Source organism: Terrimonas ginsenosidimutans (genome assembly GCF_022012415.1).
Taxonomy (GTDB): domain Bacteria; phylum Bacteroidota; class Bacteroidia; order Chitinophagales; family Chitinophagaceae; genus Terrimonas_A; species Terrimonas_A ginsenosidimutans.
Genome location: NZ_JAKLTR010000021.1, coordinates 44,348 through 59,742, shown reverse-complemented (window position 1 = coordinate 59,742; position 15,395 = coordinate 44,348). Strand labels below are relative to the sequence as shown.

15 protein-coding genes are annotated in these 15,395 nt (G+C 42.1%); 5 read left to right on the top strand and 10 right to left on the bottom strand.

Going from position 1 to position 15,395, the window contains the following annotated elements:
• The first annotated feature begins 39 nt into the window (after positions 1–39).
• Entirely contained in the window at positions 40–1,143 is a 1,104-nt protein-coding gene (locus LZZ85_RS24390) for an efflux RND transporter periplasmic adaptor subunit (RefSeq protein WP_237876219.1), read from the top strand.
• A gap of 110 nt (positions 1,144–1,253) precedes the next feature.
• Here the strand turns inward: LZZ85_RS24390 and LZZ85_RS24385 are convergent, their stop codons facing one another.
• Positions 1,254–1,733 carry a hypothetical protein gene (locus LZZ85_RS24385; RefSeq protein WP_237876217.1) on the bottom strand — a complete coding sequence of 160 codons (480 nt, stop codon included), beginning with the start codon at positions 1,731–1,733 and terminating at the stop codon, positions 1,254–1,256.
• Between the two features lie 10 nt (positions 1,734–1,743).
• Positions 1,744–2,013 carry a hypothetical protein gene (locus LZZ85_RS24380; protein ID WP_237876216.1) on the bottom strand — a complete coding sequence of 90 codons (270 nt, stop codon included), beginning with the start codon at positions 2,011–2,013 and terminating at the stop codon, positions 1,744–1,746.
• 303 nt (positions 2,014–2,316) lie between these two features.
• Here LZZ85_RS24380 and LZZ85_RS24375 point away from each other — a divergent pair, with 303 nt between their 5' ends.
• Positions 2,317–2,487, top strand: a complete 171-nt coding sequence (locus LZZ85_RS24375; RefSeq protein WP_237876215.1) for a hypothetical protein — start codon at positions 2,317–2,319, stop codon at positions 2,485–2,487.
• Positions 2,488–2,567: 80 nt separating this feature from the next.
• On the opposite strand, the gene LZZ85_RS24370 is transcribed toward LZZ85_RS24375, so the two are convergent.
• The 7 genes from LZZ85_RS24370 to LZZ85_RS24340 all read right to left on the bottom strand — a co-directional run bounded on the left by LZZ85_RS24370 (position 2,568) and on the right by LZZ85_RS24340 (position 8,580).
• Positions 2,568–3,188, bottom strand: coding sequence for a hypothetical protein (locus tag LZZ85_RS24370; RefSeq protein WP_237876214.1), 621 nt, complete (start codon positions 3,186–3,188; stop codon positions 2,568–2,570).
• Between the two features lie 856 nt (positions 3,189–4,044).
• Positions 4,045–4,731, bottom strand: a complete 687-nt coding sequence (locus LZZ85_RS24365) for a hypothetical protein (RefSeq protein ID WP_237876212.1) — start codon at positions 4,729–4,731, stop codon at positions 4,045–4,047.
• Positions 4,732–4,778: 47 nt separating this feature from the next.
• Positions 4,779–5,156, bottom strand: coding sequence for a hypothetical protein (locus tag LZZ85_RS24360; RefSeq protein WP_237876211.1), 378 nt, complete (start codon positions 5,154–5,156; stop codon positions 4,779–4,781).
• A 50-nt stretch (positions 5,157–5,206) separates the two neighbouring features.
• A complete protein-coding gene (locus LZZ85_RS24355; RefSeq protein ID WP_237876210.1) occupies positions 5,207–5,422 on the bottom strand; it encodes a hypothetical protein in 216 nt (71 codons plus the stop codon).
• Between the two features lie 946 nt (positions 5,423–6,368).
• Complete coding sequence (locus LZZ85_RS24350) at positions 6,369–6,722, bottom strand: hypothetical protein (protein ID WP_237876209.1); 354 nt, start codon at positions 6,720–6,722, stop codon at positions 6,369–6,371.
• A 490-nt stretch (positions 6,723–7,212) separates the two neighbouring features.
• Entirely contained in the window at positions 7,213–7,902 is a 690-nt protein-coding gene (locus LZZ85_RS24345; RefSeq protein ID WP_237876208.1) for a hypothetical protein, read from the bottom strand.
• A 255-nt stretch (positions 7,903–8,157) separates the two neighbouring features.
• Positions 8,158–8,580, bottom strand: coding sequence for a hypothetical protein (locus tag LZZ85_RS24340; RefSeq protein ID WP_237876207.1), 423 nt, complete (start codon positions 8,578–8,580; stop codon positions 8,158–8,160).
• Positions 8,581–9,547: 967 nt separating this feature from the next.
• Between LZZ85_RS24340 and LZZ85_RS24335 the strand changes: the two genes are divergently transcribed.
• The 3 genes from LZZ85_RS24335 to LZZ85_RS24325 all read left to right on the top strand — a co-directional run bounded on the left by LZZ85_RS24335 (position 9,548) and on the right by LZZ85_RS24325 (position 12,797).
• Entirely contained in the window at positions 9,548–10,147 is a 600-nt protein-coding gene (locus LZZ85_RS24335; protein ID WP_237876206.1) for an NAD(P)H-dependent oxidoreductase, read from the top strand.
• Positions 10,148–10,313: 166 nt separating this feature from the next.
• Positions 10,314–12,200: a monovalent cation:proton antiporter-2 (CPA2) family protein gene (locus tag LZZ85_RS24330; RefSeq protein ID WP_237876205.1), complete on the top strand. Its 1,887-nt coding sequence runs from the start codon at positions 10,314–10,316 to the stop codon at positions 12,198–12,200.
• 369 nt (positions 12,201–12,569) lie between these two features.
• The gene (locus LZZ85_RS24325; RefSeq protein WP_237876204.1) at positions 12,570–12,797 is read left to right on the top strand and encodes a SymE family type I addiction module toxin; all 228 of its coding nucleotides are present in this window, start codon (positions 12,570–12,572) and stop codon (positions 12,795–12,797) included.
• Between the two features lie 214 nt (positions 12,798–13,011).
• On the opposite strand, the gene LZZ85_RS24320 is transcribed toward LZZ85_RS24325, so the two are convergent.
• Positions 13,012–15,393 (bottom strand): GAF domain-containing protein, encoded by a 2,382-nt coding sequence (locus LZZ85_RS24320; protein ID WP_237876202.1) that lies wholly within the window; start codon positions 15,391–15,393, stop codon positions 13,012–13,014.
• Positions 15,394–15,395 lie beyond the last annotated feature (2 nt).

Genomic DNA, 15,395 nt, shown 5'->3' with positions numbered 1-15,395 from the left:
TGATATGGTGTGCTGATGCGCATCGATAAATAAAAAGGGATGAAAAAAAATCTTACAATAGCTGCTGTATTGTTTACAGCGATCACGATGATGGAAGGCTGCGGCTCTGCCGAAAGCAAAGAAGCGAAAGCGCCGGTGGCGGAGCCGGAGACGGAAGTGGTACACCCGGTAAGGGGATCGTTGTCTTCATCGATACAATTACCGGGAGAACTGGTGGCTTTTCAACAGGTAGATCTTTATGCAAAGATCAGCTCCTTCGTGCGCAAACTGTATGCAGATGTTGGAACAGAAGTGAAAGCAGGTCAGCTGCTTGCTACGATGGAAGCACCTGAATTGAATTCACAGCTTTCCGGTGCGGAATCAAGACTGAAAGCGCAGGAAGCGATCTATCTTTCCAGCAAAGCCACTTATGAGCGTTTGCTGGAAACGAGTAAAACGCCAGGAACTATTTCGCCAAATGATCTTGATATCGCACTGGCCAGGCAGAAGTCTGACCTCGCACAACTGGAAGCGGCAAAAGCTTCTCACCGTGAGATCGGTAATAACCGTGATTACCTGGAGATCAGGGCGCCTTTCAGTGGTGTGATCAGTGCGAGAAATGTGAGTGCCGGAGCTTATGTCGGACCAGCGGGCAAAGGTTCCGATGCGCCAATCTTTACACTGCAGGAGTTTAAGAAACTGCGTTTGGTGGTAAGTGTGCCGGAAGCATATCTGCCTTATTTCAATAACAAAACAGAAGTGAAGTTTACGGTGAAGTCGGTGGCGAAAGATACATTCACCGCGAAAGTTTCGCGTGCATCCGGTGCATTGGATACGCGGTTGCGTTCACAGCGAACGGAGATGGATGTGGAGAATCAACCGAAGTTATTACCGGGCATGATCGCGGAAGTATCGATGCCGCTGGCTGGAGATACAGCTACTTTGCTGGTGCCGACGAAAGCGGTGCTGCGTTCTACGACGGGAACATTTGTAGTGAAGATTGAAAATGGTAAAACGGTTTGGGTGCCGGTGAAAGCGGGAAGAAGTGCAGGCGATAAGACGGAGATCTTTGGAAATGTTTCTACAGATGATACCATTGTGAAGACGGCGACGGAAGAAGTGCGTGATGGAGGTGAGGTGAAGAAGGTGAAGCTGACTGAGTGATAATTGGCGTAGAAGTATCGCAATGAACGCAAAGAAACCGCAGAGGGCGCAAAGATTAAATTAGCTTTGCGACCGTTGCGGTTCGTTGTGTTAGCCATAAACGCAGAAGTCTATTTAAGCGGTGCTGCGACCTCACCATTCGAATAATATTGCTTCTCAAATTTATCTCCGAGTCGCCAAATATATACAAGTAGCAAATCATTCAAATGATAATCAAGTATATCTCCGTAAAGACCATCGATCTTTTCACGAAATTTTTCGTTTAATACTTTAGTTTCTTTAAAAACTCTTATTTCGTATCTGTCAAATTGGGCAATTCGCGACTTATTATCTTGAAAATATTGTAAAACGAAAGAGTCAATTTTAGCAGACACAGGGTCTTTAAGCGAAGACTCTCCTCTCACAAAAAAGTAACTTACGCCGTAATCTTTGCCAAGTTTATTATTTGTCGCCTCCGGTGGCAAAGAATCAACATATGGATGTAGAGGAATAATTTTTATATCATTTATCTTTTTGGGCGCGCACGCAAAAATGCTCAATGTTACTAGTGAATAGACAAGTATTGATTTTTTTTTTGCCCGATCATTCATATAGGTAATTTTAAAAACTGAAGTCAAACTGTCTTTGGTACAATGTTACAAATGGCTTGTATCCTTTTTTGTGCTGAAGATACCACATAGCCCTGATTCCTTTTGTATATGGCAGATACCACTTACGGCCCTTAGAAAGTGAAACACAAGCTGCCTGCAGAAAAAATGCTTCCTCCATTTGGATCAGTATTATTAACGGGGTTATTCCCCATCCCCACATATCCACTTGCAAATTCATCATACGGATCCACTCCAGTCCATCTTCCAAGTTGAGGATCATACATTTAATATCAAATACTTACACCCGTCAGAAAAATCTACTTACCAGACTGTCTGAGCCATATCGATTACGACTACACTATTGCCACCTCATCTCCATTATATGTGTAACAAAAAAGACATGCGAGGAAAAAAAGCCCAATTAATATGGCTGGTCATCTTCCATTGAAAATGTGGAAAAGATGAACCGGGAATTCACTTTGCTGTTTTTGAATTATTTGAACGGTTTATTCAGTTACAGCCGGTCAGGCTGGACCGGTTTATGATAAGATTTTTATACCATTTCCTAATACAAACTCTTCTTATGACTAACACTAAAATCGCCGCCCGCCAATTCACTGAATCTCCTGTACTATTTACAGCTTATCTGCCGCTGAAGCAGCATTCAGAACCGGAGGATGGAGCGATTGAGGAGGAGGGATCTTTGGAGGATTATGTGTTGAGTGAGGATCTGGATTGGGAGGAGGAAGAGTGAGAGGGAATAATATATTAGACGTTTATAAGTGTGTCAATATCCGGTTTAACGCACTTTAACATCTATTTACGTTCTCCAAATTAAAAGAAAGACTTCTGTTTGGTTATTTCTTTGAAGTATTTTTTAATATCAAATTTTTTTTCCAGTAACATGTCCGCCAGTTTAGTCCAAGGAAGGAAGTAACCTTTACCATTTGTAATATAGGGTATAAAATATGGGTTGTATCCATATTTTTTATTGAGTCTCCACTCACCATTTTCGCGAATTCGAACAATTTCCCCCACTACAACGCCAAGAGGAATGAAAAGCGTTCTATATGAGTCTTCTCCATCTAATGCATTAACCTTAGTATTGATAATTGAATAAAACGATTCGTCGGCTAGTAGTTCCATTGTAATCGCAAGATCCAATTTACTATTTAGCTCGGATAAATAGAACTGTATGTTTTCATCGATTTTCTTTAATTCATTTTTCGCTTTCACGAATGGATTTGGAGGGTTCTCTTCGATTGGGATTACACCACTTTCAAGGATTGAATCCAGAACTTCTTTTCGGGCCTTAATTCCGTACGGTCCAACAGCTGGCATTAGGTAGTAAATTCCAGAATTACCCCTGTATATCGTTGCCAACGTCGTACTGTCCTGTTCAATAAACTGATTATTAATATCATCAATGTCCTTAAACATTGTTTCAACAGACATAATTTCATAATTCGTCAACATAGTTAAAATATTTACCGAGCAATAGCAAAAGAATATTATCATGAAATTAAAACTTAATGTTGATGCTTCTGAATAATAATACATTGTCCAGAAGTTGCGAAGCACAGGTCTTCTCTGAGTCAGTACTGTTCCTAATGAAATGGATGTCTGAAAAAGATCTGGTTGAAAAAGCATTGCCAGCGATAGAAACGAGACATTCCGTAGACAATCCGTCATATACTAAAAGTAGAACGTCTTCGTCCTTGACTACTTTTACCCTAAAGTAATTTCCAGTGAATTCCTTACTGGACGGATGGTTTTCGAATCTTTCTTCTTTTTGAATTACTATAGATTAATTTACTAATAATTGGAATGGTAATATATCTGAATCCACACCTCAGAGCCGGAGGATGGAGCGATTGAGGAAGATGGTTCGCTGGAGGATTATGTGTTGAGCGAGGAGTTGGATTGGGAGGAGGAGTGAATGATTGTATTAATGCAAAAGGCGATCCTGATTTATTATATTCCTTTACTTCAAATTTCCTTCATTTAGTTTTATAAGGAAGCTTTGAAATGAAAAACAGACTGATTCTTTTATCGATATTGATTATTTGAAAAAAAAACTGACTTATACTCCTCAAAACAATGATAGAATTGTTTGTCTGGCAAGATGGCAGGTGTATGGGATAGATTAAACGATTTCTATTTTTTATCAATAGCCATTATCTTTTGTTCTGCCTTACATATTCCCATCACAATAAACTAGAATACGATTAACCTATTTAGGGGCAATATTTCTTCTAAAGTGTGCTTTTAATTTAAGCAAGAGTCATAGCCGTCATGACTAGATTTAAAATTATCCGATTAACTCGAATGAATTAAGTTGCCTGATTATCTTGTCTTCCTTATTAATTCTTATTCTGTGCATAATTTCATCGCGACTTAATTGAACTTCTTTTAACTTTTGCAACCAATCATCCAGTTTTCCATATTTCCACTCAAATAAATCAAGGCGCCAGTTAAGAGAAGCTTTAATTACCTCCTCAAAGACATTTTCGACGGCGCTTATGCCGTTGACATATAAGGCACTGAAAAGCTTTACTTGTAATAACTTTGCTTGTTCTACCGGACTAGACTTAACCAAGGTATGGGAAAACTGGCGGTCAATTAACTCAAAAACGTTTGAAAGAAATACGTTTCCGAATAAAAGAGAACTCGGTATCTGTTTTACTTTATCAGCGACATCGGCAAAATATTTATCATTCTCTTCAAAAGGAATATCGCATAGAATTCCCTTTGAGTTCCTTACCTCTTGTAAAATTGCTTCTTCTTTAAAGCATTCCTTTATATCACTTTTCCAAAGAGGATACCATGCTATATAAGGTCTGTAATCGTCAGATCCTGGTTGCTTAAAAATCTCTACCCCACCGACAAACGGTCCTACGACCTTATATAACTTATTTTGAGCAAATATTTTAAGCTCAGGAAATTCCGTTACCCATTTTTTTGCAATCTCTTTTTTTACTCTGTTTTCAATACTCATGGTCGTATTATTTCCGTAGGTAACCCACACACCTGCCCGATATCTAATCATCTGAGCAGAACTATTGAGTTCCTGAATTGTTTTCCACCTTGATACCCAAACTTCCAATCATAGATAACACTATTGGTGTTATCTAATACATCTAAGATAGTGTCACCTCTTCTAACTTTAAAATCTAATCCTCGATCACCATAAAATTTTTGATACCTTCTCAGGCATTTAGTAGCCGCTTCATGTTTGAGTGTCCCAGTCGCTCCGGCATTCTTACCAGCAGGCACGTACGAATCTACAAATGTTGCTGGTCGTTGAACCAATTCTGCATTGGTATACCCCGCTTTGGTAACGGCAGCAGTTTCTGTAGCTATTGCCTCGGCAACCCTCAATTCCGGATTTACAAACATTGTAGGAAGACTAAGTATATTCAAACCGGCCGAAATTCTTTTATCATATTCAACTCTTTCTCCAAAAAGATCTGTTATTTCGGACTTTTCATACCCTCCAATTCCTGCCCCATCGCTTTCATCGTAATAACGAAATCGTTTACCGGGCCTTTCACCATCTCTTCGGATTCCTGAATAACCGTAACATTCTTTCTTGCGGCGTTAGCGATCTGCATCATCAGGATCTGATCCTTTGTTAACGGCGGAGGTTTAGGCACCGCAGAGATAGTCGCAGTATTTTTTTCCGGCATGACGAAATCGGGATTTCATTGCAGAAAAGCCTTTTGCATTCTTAGCATATCTTTCTGCATAGATGTAAGGGCCAACACGCCCATCATCTCTCTGGACACTATTTGTCCGGTTCGATCTCCCCACCCTTGTGTTTGAGTCCTTAGATCAAAAACAGGGCCTTCGGCAAATGCATATTTATAACCTGGGATTATGCCCAGTGCTCCTTTTCAGTCGAAGAACTCCAGTTTTTGCGTTGCCTCATTAAGTGAATTCTTTACTGGACGAATGGTTTTCGAATCTTTCTTCTTTTTGAATTACTATAGATTAATTTACTAATAATTGGAACGGAAGCCAGATCGGTAACCAACTCTATCTGTTCTATGACGTCTCTTGCTCAACGCGGCTTCGTAGATTATTCATTTAATGTGCCAGGCATCTACTTTAACTAAGGTATAACTGTTATTGTATCATACCTTAGTTTCCCTGATTCAAAAAATGGTTTATTTTCTATAACAACCTTCACTTGATTCTCCGTCGATGGCAAAATTTTGTAATTGTTGCATCCTATATTTAATAACACTTCGGAAAATAAACGCCCCTGTTTAACTATTTGATACTGCGTCGTACAAAAGAAAATACTTGGATTTTCTATTTTCACGAGATCAATGTTATGTCTAATATTTTCCACGATTTTCGCTGAATAATGACGATAGAACCGAGCCGTGAAATGAACATCGAAAATAACTATGCTGAAAATAATTAGCAATGCTATTATCAAGAATGCTTTCTTAGGTTTAGTGCATGCCAATATCCCGACAAAAATTATTATGGTTATGATAACTCCCAGTATGAAGTAGTGTCGTCTAACAAATACTCTTAAAGAGGTACTAAAAGGAATTTCAAGTATAAAATAAAAAACACTACCTAACCCTAATAGCAATATTAATATAAGTACAGTTTTTTTATTCATTGTCTTGTAAAGTCGAAACTTGCTCCAGCGTAGATTAAATAAATTGGCAACATAAAACTATTAATATAAAGTCCTTTAGAATAAAGTGAAAGTTTTCCGACTGGATCCCCGCCGCTAAGCCTTGCAGACCAAAACAATTCACCCGCCAGCGGCCTAAATATATCAAAAATCTTCTTCATCTTTCCAGAAAGGCCAGGAGCAATTTGGTTATCAATAACTTTCAGAGCCTTTCTTCTTACATACTCAAACCAACGCCAGCCCTCATTAGAATACTCCTCTATTGTTGATTTTCTAGAATCATAGCCGCTTCTAATTCCTGTCATTAAATTCTCCTTCGCAAGAGGTAACAAGCTTAACTAATTGCTTGATTCCTGGGCAAGGTTCTATTTTTTTAACTGATAGAAAATTAAGGTCTCTTATAAAAGATTTTTGAGAACAGATTTTTATTACCAAGCCTGATAGCAATTACGGAGTCAGTACTGTTCCTAATGAAATGAATGTCTGAAAAAGATCTGGTTGAAAACGCATCGCCAGCGATAAAAACGAGACATTCCGTAGACAATCCGTCATATACTAAAGTAGACCGTTTTCGTCCTTGATTACTTTTACCTTAAAGTAATTTCCAGTGAATTCCTTTCTGGACGGATGGTTTTCGAATCTTTCTTCTTTTTGAATTATTATAGATTAATTTACTAATAATTGGAATGGTAATATATCTGAATCCACACCTCAGAGCCGGAGGCTGGAGCGATTGAGGAAGATGGTTCGCTGGAGGATTATGTGTTGAGTGAGGATTTGGAGGAGGAGTGAAATTTAGCGTGTCGATACAAAACGAGTTATTTATTTTATTATGCTCCCTTCAAAATCCCCTTCGTTTAACTTTAAAGTAGGTTTTGAAATAAAGAACAGGTTCATGTAGTCTTTTGGCGTTATTGATTTATTTGAAAAAAAAGAGCCAACTATATTCCTCAAAATAATGATAGAGTTGTCTTTTAGTAGCATGGCGGGTGTATAGTATGGATTAAATGGTCCATATTTTTTTATCAATAGCCATCGTCCCTTTTTCTGTTGCCTGACATATTCACCTAGCAATAAACCAGCGTAGAAAGTCTCTGGCTTCATTGGTTTCAGATTACTTGCTCTGGCTTTAAGAAGTATATTACTTAGCATCTCGGCATCGGTCGTCTCGTCATTCGTCCCAAACCTTGCAGAAAGAAATGCGACTCCATATTGAATACCCTGATCAATGTCTTGTATATGTTCCTGATAGATTTCCTCAATAGTTGGAAAAGGATTATCTATTGGATATCTATCAGCATCTACAAACTGTTGTACACAGCTATCATTATCGAATAGAAGTCCTTGAGAAATATTGCCAAACCCCGCAGCTAATAATGCCTGTTTCCCAGAAGATAGTGAATATACATATACGTGATTATTAGGAATTTGACGATTGAAATCGTTTAAATTTCTCTTTTCTTGCCTTAGAAGCTCTTGTATATAACTTACATCTACAACTTTATAGCACATATTACAGATATGAATCTGAGAAACAAGTGAAAAATGCCTATATTTTCAGATATCCTGTTTCATCAGATAACAGGCTTATCTCTTCAAACTCAAAGCTTTCAGGAAGTGTCTGTTCAAACTTCGCATATTCACGTTTCCCTTTCTTCACCCGTCTTCTAAGCCCTGATATATGAATCTGCTGAAAATTTAATATCCAGAAGAGAAACATTGAGCATCGCATCAACAAAAGTACGCTTCGATATATGAAAGACAGCACTATTTCAAAAGGTCTTTTACTTTTTCCAACTCCACCAATCCGGATGAGTATTTCTTTTCCTGCAACAATTCAATAATATCGTCTATTACGATAACCGCCATGGCAGGATCGGTGACTGAGTATGCCGCACTTGGCTCTCCCGATTCATCTGTTACAACATTTTCCTGTTCTTCGTACAGCGTGGGTTCAGAAAGTTTTGCCTTCAGGATATTATGTACCTCTTCAAATATGTCTCCGTTCACCTGCAGCACGACCGCGTTAGCGAGGGTTGTTGAATCAGTATTTCCCCTGACAAAATAAAGAACAGGAATTGATCTGTCATTCGCAGCGCTGAAGTTCATTTTGATACTCATAGAAGAGACATCCGGATTGCATGCAATGGCAAACAAAAGCAGGAAAATGCTCAGAACAATTACTTTCATCGGTGCAACTTTTAATAGATGGTGAGGAGCAATGTCAGTGAGCCTAAGGTAAGCAGATTTCCTCTTTATCTTCCCATTTTTTACAGCAATAGCTTCATTCCCAATGTGGGCATCTTTCATCGGCAGTCGAATGAACTTTAGGAAAAATCCTTGACTAAACGACATTGGTTTGTAGTCAGATTCAAAGACATAGTCGTCCCATGTAGCTCGAGCTGCTTCACTTTACGTGTGCGCTTGCCGGTTTCAGCAACGAGCCTGAAACCGGGTTCACTGACATGGGTTGTACCGATGCCGACGTTTGTTCCATTGTCGAAAACAATCCTGTTACCGATTGCGTTAGTGCCAGAATACTTGCGAAATAATTGCAGCGTGCGTTGATCATCGTTTGTTCGGCGAGGCAGAAAATTGCCGGCAGGAGACAAACGAAAGGTCTCCGCATTATTCGCCCCGAGATCAAAGGGCGATTATCCGTTGTCCAATAAAATTTGAAGAATAGGTGCCGTTGTTGAATACTTGGTATAGGGTATTGACACCAGTGGGTATATGTATTTTCGGCCATCGGCCATCGAATGAACTTTCGGGAAAATCCTTAACTAAACGGCATTGGTTTAAAATCGTGCAGGTCCAAAATTGCACGCAATTGTTTCGTTTTTATGACGCCGGGAAACCTCCTATACCCTATAACGTGAAGGTTCATGAGCATTCTGCGCCTTTCCCTGCATTTAAATACCCATAAAAGGGTATTGACTCGTTTCGTTTTACTTCTTAATCTTGCCTTGGTTTTTCATAGGATATTGGATTTTAAAAAGGGACTGAATTTCTATTCTGGTCCCGTTTTTTTTTAAACACCCTGCTATCGCCCAAAAACACCTTATTCCCTTAATTCTGTACATCTCTTTCCCCCCACCCTCTTTCTCTTCCTTCTCCCTCTTTGCGTACCTTCGGTCAAAATCACACATTCTGAGTTATGCCCTCTGTACTTGTTCAATTTGCACACCCATCATTTTACAGGTCCCGTATTCAAAAGGCCCTGGTCAAAACCTGTAAAAAGCTGGACGGGATCACGATAAACGATCTTTATGAACAATATCCCGATCTTCACATAGATGTAAAGCGGGAGCAGGATCTTCTGCTTAAGCATGATATCCTCGTATTGCAGCATCCCTTTTACTGGTATAGCGGACCGGCGATCATCAAGCAGTGGCTCGACCTGGTACTGGAATATAACTGGGCCTATGGTCCGAAGGGGTTTGCGCTCCAGGGGAAAAAGATGCTTAGCGCCATTTCCTGCGGAGGCGGGGAAAACGCTTATACCCCTGAAGGGCACAACTCCTTCCCGATCAGTCAATTCCTGCTACCCTACCGGCAAACGGCCTCTCTTTGCCGCATGGAGTATATGCCTCCGTTTGTTGTGTACGGAACTCATCGTAAAAAATCGAACGACATTGATGACGAAAGCCTTATGTATGCGGACATCCTGAGCGGGCTGGCATCCGGACGAATACAGCCGGAGAACTATCGAGGACTGGAAGTGATCAATAGCCTGGGACATGGAATAGAAGGATGAGAACTTAATCAGTGACCAAACTGTTATCATTTGACAATGGATGGCCGAATGCATCATTACAGGAACAGCAGCGAAAACACCATTTCATTAAACTTTTACTTTAGCATACGCGACATCAGGCCAACGGCTATCTGCCACTGGTCATCGTCTATAAAAAATCAACTACATGCAGCAAACATTCTTCTTTCAGGCAATGATCTATCTGGCAGCGGCAGTGATCATGGTGCCGATCGCTAAAAGACTGGGGCTGGGTTCTGTGCTCGGCTACCTGTTTGCCGGTATTATTATCGGACCGGTGGGCCTTCATTTTATCGGGGAAGAAGGACAGGACCTGATGCACTTCGCTGAGTTCGGCGTGGTGATGCTGCTCTTTATTATAGGATTGGAACTGGAACCTTCCCGCTTATGGCGGATGCGCAGATCAATTGCCGGGCTGGGCGGTTTACAGGTTGGCATCACTACACTGGTACTCGCTGGTGCTGTTATGCTTCTTCAACTTGACTGGAAACAGGCACTGGTGCTTGGTATGATACTTTCTCTTTCTTCAACGGCTATTGTTCTGCAATCGCTTTCCGAAAAGAATCAACTGAAAACATCTGCAGGAGAAAGTTCTTTTGCCGTATTGCTCTTCCAGGACCTTGCGGTGATCCCCATGCTGGCTATACTTCCTTTACTGGCGGTGAGCCATTCCGGCGCCACAGGAGGTCATAAAGAGACCGGATTACTGGCCGAATGGCCCGGATGGGCACAAACACTGGCTGTACTGGGTTCAGTAGCAGTAGTGATCATCAGCGGTCGCTACCTCCTTCGCCCCTTCTTCAGGCTGATCGCGAAAACCGGTCTCCGGGAGATCTTCACCGCAACGGCTTTACTGCTCGTGGTAGGTACTGCAACTTTGATGAATGCTGTCGGACTAAGCCCGGCGCTGGGAGCGTTCCTCGCGGGTGTTGTACTTGCCAATAGCGAATACAGGCATGAGCTGGAAAGCGACCTTGATCCGTTCAAGGGATTATTATTGGGACTATTCTTTATTGCGGTGGGCGCATCGATCAATTTTCACCTGATACTTTCCAGGCCATGGATGATATTGGGACTGGTTGGCGCCGTGATGATCGTAAAGATGGCCGTACTCACCGGACTTGGAAAGCTGTTCAAACTCGCCACTCCGCAAAACCTGACATTTGCCTTTGGCCTGAGCCAGGTTGGAGAGTTTGCATTTGTATTAAGCAATGCGGCAAGAGACGCCGGGATCCTTTCTACAGAGATCATGGACACGCTCGTGGCAGTGGTGGCTTTAAGCATGGTAATAACTCCGTTAGTAATGCTGGTCAATGATAAATGGATCCAGCCCAGGCTATGCGACCCTGATAAACATAAACCCGGTAGGGAACATGATGTGGAAGCTGAAGAAAATCCTGTGATCATCGCCGGGTTTGGCCATTTCGGGAACACCGTTGGCCGCTTTTTAAGAGCGAACAATATCAATACGACGGTACTCGATACAGACAGTGACAACGTGGACCTCTTACGCAGAATGGGATTCAAAGTCTATTATGGAGATGCAAGCCGGCATGAGTTGCTGGAGATCGCCGGAGCAAAACAGGCAAAACTGATCATTATCGCTATTGGGGATGAAGAAAAAAGACTGGAGATGATACAGACCATCAAAAAGCATTTCCCTAACCTGCGGATGCTGGTAAGGGCTACCAACAGGAACGATGCATATGACCTTATGAATGCGGGGATGATGCATATCTACCGGGAAACACTGGACACCAGCCTGCGCATGGGCGTAGACGCAATGAAACTGCTTGGATATCGTGCACATGAAACAACACGACTGGCAAAAACATTTTTCAAAGAAGATGAGCGGCGGTTAAAATACCTGAGCTCTATCCGGAACCCGGATGAATATGTGATCGCGGTTAAAAAATATGTGGAAGAGCTGGAAGAAACTTTACGTGCAGACCGCGATATACTGCGCGCCGGTGTTGATGACGGATGGGATGGAAGGGAAATGGTGAAGGCGCAGGTAGAACTGGCGGAGGAGTAAGGTAAAGGGAGATCAGGTTCTAAAGCTGGAGAAGTGCGTTTAAAAGTTTAAGAGTTTAAGGGTTTAAGAGTTGCTTTTGTGACTCTTACACATTCAGACATGAGGGTGAAGTTCGTAATCCGGTAGAGACAGAAGAGCGTATCAGCTGCCTCACACTTTATGCTATTGGGCTATTAGCGTTTTAAGTACTCTTTCCTATAAAAAACATCTAATCTCTACGGGAAAAAACGTCAGAACATTGTTTTTTTCCCTTGCCGCAGCCTTGCTGTGTTTATAGTTTTGAAGTGTTCCAAACACAGGAGGAGCTGCCGGCCGTCTGTGACATACCACCCTACAGTCCGCCGGGCTCCTTACCAAAACTTATAAACTATGGAAACGTCAGTTCTATTGCCGACTACATTGAATAGTCCGGATAAAGAAATTACCTCACGCACATTAAAGATCCAGCAGATGATCCGTACGACGCGCTGGGATTGCACAAAAGTGCCGGAGATCCGCATCAGCGGAGCCTGGCTGGAAAAGTTTGGGTTTCACTACGGTCAGCACATAGAAGTGTATACAATGGAGGGGAAGCTCGTGTTAATTCCAAAAAAATAACCCGCTTTATATCCAATGTTGTTTAGTTAAGAGATCGTCCCACACCAGCTCGATGGCCCATGAATGATGGCCGGGTGCCGCATTTGGATGGAAGCGATTGCGGCTAATTGGTATATGGTATTGACACTAGTGGGCAAATGTATTTCGACCAACGGTCATCGGTCATCGAATGAACTTTCGGGAAAATCCTTAACTAAACGACAGTGTTTTTATATCAGGAAACCGCTGGGGCTTTTTCTTCCGCGCTCAGGTTAACACCCACACGCAAGGCTTTTAATCCGGAAACACCCTGAAGCTCCTCCAGTTCAAGATACTCAAGGTCATTGTTTAAAAGCTTTTCGCCCTGTAGATAACGAATATAGGAGATGTATTCATCTGCTTCTTTCTGATTAAAGTAAACCAACGCGATCTTGTTCGGCTGTGTCAATCGCTCCCTGGTGTCTTTGATATTCACCTTATCGATCCGCTTTTTGATTATATGATAACGGATATTATACGCCCCTTCCACATCAAATCTTTTTTCATCTTTACGGAAGCGGATATCAATGGGATGTGAATGAATAAAGATCAGTTGGGTTGTTTCTACTTTTCGTGAGAGGAAAGGCAGTAACGAGTGGGAGTACCGGGCAATGGCGGCCATTGAAGTAAGCTGCATCAGGCGCAGGTTCTTCAGGTAAATATTGCTGTATGGCTTATTTGGGGTGATGGATTGGCCAATATAGATATCGTATTCAACACCATCCGTTCTGAATTTTTCGAAGTAGCACGGATATGCCTGCTGGATCTCGTCTTTCAACATTTCGAAATAATTATTGACAGATGAGATCACTGTTGTCATCGAAGACTCGAGCGCGCGACGATTTTCATATGCAGCACCATGCTTTTCATTGATAGCAGAAAAGTATTCGTCTGCGATGGCCGTGAGCTCCGGCTGATTATCTATGAACTGCAGCAGGAACGGCACCATATCGTTCTCCAGGAATTCATTCAGCTTGATCTCCTGGTTAAAAACACTATTATCCTTTTCAATCTTGTTAAGCCATTGCTGGCTAACAAAGATCTTTTCGTCAAGCAGGCCGAAACCTGTGACCTTGCGAAGTTTCTCTAATACCGTCATCAACACCGTGAACTGAACACGGAGATCTTTTCTCAGTGCCTGGTTGCGCTCGACTGTCGAATTCCGGATATCAACCGCCCCGTAAAGCGGATATACATCTTCAAAGACAATATCTTCTGTTTCTTTTCTTGATTGAGGCTGATGTTCGTTCTGCAGGTAATGCCAGGCTACTTCATTGAACTTCCATTGTACGGAAGGCTGAACGGCGGTGAACTTTTCCTTGATCACTTTTTCCACCGAGTCATTGAACTGATCGATCGTATTTTTCAGCAGCTGTGAAAGCAACGGCATTGCTGGTTCCAGCTGAGACAGCAATGCCTCGTTCAATATGCCCGGCTTTTTTGAGTAAACCTCTACCGCACCGACGAGTGCATTATTGAAAAACACCGGGAGCATGGCGAATGAGCGGACACCGGCGACTTTCAGGGCGCGGATCATTTCATGTCGCCCTTCATCTTCTTCCGCAATATCCCGGATAAATGTCACCTTGGGTTTCTTTGCATACTCTTCCGCCAGGCTTGCATAGGACTTCTCGCCCGACGCATGTTCTTTTGCCGAATTGATCAGCACACTATTGAAACAGGCACCATCAATGAACACAGGTCTTCCATTCACTTCAAGAAAAGGCAATGCACCGAATTCGACATCGGTACTGCCTATCAATGACTTTAACGAATCGGTGAACCTGGTATAGTAATCGTCTTCCTTGAGAGAAGAGTGATCAAGCAGGAGGCCTTTGATGTTCTCCAGGGCATACTGGGGTGTCACTTCTTCAATACTGGCTATGCCAAAACCGGTGAATCGGAACATATCAAGCGGAAGAAGTTCCTGGAGCAGCGGCAATACATCGCGACTGTCATTGATCTTCGACTTCAGCGTTGCCAGGTTGAGTTCCGGCAATGGGCGTGTGGTGGCTATATCGATGAACCTTGTATCAAGCTTTTGTTTGTAATATTTCGTCAACCCCGTTTTCCTGTCAACCACCGAATGAATGAAATAGCGGTTGAGGAAATTGGTCATTCCGTAGAGCCTTTCCAGGATGAACGAATAACTGTATTCAAGCTTTTCCTTTGCCAGCTCTTCGAGGGTGCCGGGGATCTGATCGCTGGCAACCTTATCTGCCATCATATCCTGTGCGAAACGGTACAGGGCATTGGTTGTATACATGAGTACCGGGCGCATGGGCAGGCTGAGGCCCCAGAAATGATTTTCCTCATCTTCCACCATTGGTGAGAGACTCAGATAGATGAGTTGCATTTGATTCGCGTACTGCTCAACATCCGCCGGTTTCACTTCACCAAGCAATTCGGGATTCTTTTCGAACTCCTCGATCACATAAGAAAAAAACTTGCTTTTATGACAATCGGATTGTTCTTTCCTCTTTTTCAGGTAATTAACGAATGGGGCAAAAGAGATCAATGTTTCCGGCGCGGGCGGCGGAAACGGAATTGGCACTATATCAAGAATTTTTGCTTGCATAA

Coding starts and splice junctions, on each gene's coding strand:
- LZZ85_RS24390 (WP_237876219.1), top strand. CDS start 40: ATGAAAAAAAATCTTACAATAGCTGCTGTATTGTTTACAGCGATCACG.
- LZZ85_RS24385 (WP_237876217.1), bottom strand. CDS start 1,733: ATGAATGATCGGGCAAAAAAAAAATCAATACTTGTCTATTCACTAGTA.
- LZZ85_RS24380 (WP_237876216.1), bottom strand. CDS start 2,013: ATGATCCTCAACTTGGAAGATGGACTGGAGTGGATCCGTATGATGAAT.
- LZZ85_RS24375 (WP_237876215.1), top strand. CDS start 2,317: ATGACTAACACTAAAATCGCCGCCCGCCAATTCACTGAATCTCCTGTA.
- LZZ85_RS24370 (WP_237876214.1), bottom strand. CDS start 3,188: ATGTCTGTTGAAACAATGTTTAAGGACATTGATGATATTAATAATCAG.
- LZZ85_RS24365 (WP_237876212.1), bottom strand. CDS start 4,731: ATGAGTATTGAAAACAGAGTAAAAAAAGAGATTGCAAAAAAATGGGTA.
- LZZ85_RS24355 (WP_237876210.1), bottom strand. CDS start 5,422: ATGCCGGAAAAAAATACTGCGACTATCTCTGCGGTGCCTAAACCTCCG.
- LZZ85_RS24345 (WP_237876208.1), bottom strand. CDS start 7,902: ATGTGCTATAAAGTTGTAGATGTAAGTTATATACAAGAGCTTCTAAGG.
- LZZ85_RS24340 (WP_237876207.1), bottom strand. CDS start 8,580: ATGAAAGTAATTGTTCTGAGCATTTTCCTGCTTTTGTTTGCCATTGCA.
- LZZ85_RS24335 (WP_237876206.1), top strand. CDS start 9,548: ATGCCCTCTGTACTTGTTCAATTTGCACACCCATCATTTTACAGGTCC.
- LZZ85_RS24330 (WP_237876205.1), top strand. CDS start 10,314: ATGCAGCAAACATTCTTCTTTCAGGCAATGATCTATCTGGCAGCGGCA.
- LZZ85_RS24325 (WP_237876204.1), top strand. CDS start 12,570: ATGGAAACGTCAGTTCTATTGCCGACTACATTGAATAGTCCGGATAAA.
- LZZ85_RS24320 (WP_237876202.1), bottom strand. CDS start 15,393: ATGCAAGCAAAAATTCTTGATATAGTGCCAATTCCGTTTCCGCCGCCC.